The organism is Pantoea sp. Pa-EAmG, from assembly GCF_030024295.1.
GTDB classification, from domain to species: Bacteria; Pseudomonadota; Gammaproteobacteria; order Enterobacterales; family Enterobacteriaceae; genus Pantoea; species Pantoea dispersa.
On record NZ_JASEWO010000414.1, the window covers coordinates 1 to 600 of the forward strand.

Consider the following 600-nt stretch of genomic DNA (forward strand, 5'->3'; position numbering starts at 1 on the left):
TATCACTTCAACCTCTTGTTTTGCAGGGATAATCATCTCGTGCTGTTTTTTACTGTTGCTTTATTAAGCATAGTCTCTTCAATCGAGCTTGTGAGCGGCATTCCCGTGCGCGCCACACCCGCGTAACCCGTTAAAATGACGTAAAATTTAGAAATTCAACTTTACGACATCGTCATGATTGATAGGTTACGCCTTTCTTCAAGGTAAAGAGATTGTTCTTGCCGATTTTACTAACAGGCAAAGGAAATCAATAAAATTTCATTGCGGGAATTGCATTCCTGACGCGGTTGAATATGATAATGATTATCATTAACCCATTTAAGGTAGCGACATGACGCTTACCGTCTCAGCCTGGTTACAACACAAAATCGATGAATATAAGTTTTCGGTGCGTGATATCACCGTAGACTTCTATATGGCTCAGGCTAAGCTCAACCGCACCGATTGTACTATCGACCAACTGCGCCGCTTTAATGATACCTGCCTCGACATGGCCGAAATCTGCGAACTGAACGGCGACGATCAAAGCTATTTGCATGCCATGGGCAAGCTCCATCACCGCTTAGTGCAGGAGATGGGCAATGCCGATCGCGACCGTTT

At 44.3% G+C, this 600-nt stretch carries 1 protein-coding gene; it reads left to right on the forward strand.

Annotation, left to right across the window (positions count from 1 at the left end; all coding sequences use genetic code 11):
* Positions 1 to 331 precede the first annotated feature (331 nt).
* A partial coding sequence (locus QMM04_RS22985) for a hypothetical protein (protein WP_282997208.1) occupies positions 332 to 600 on the forward strand: 269 nt, incomplete at its 3' end.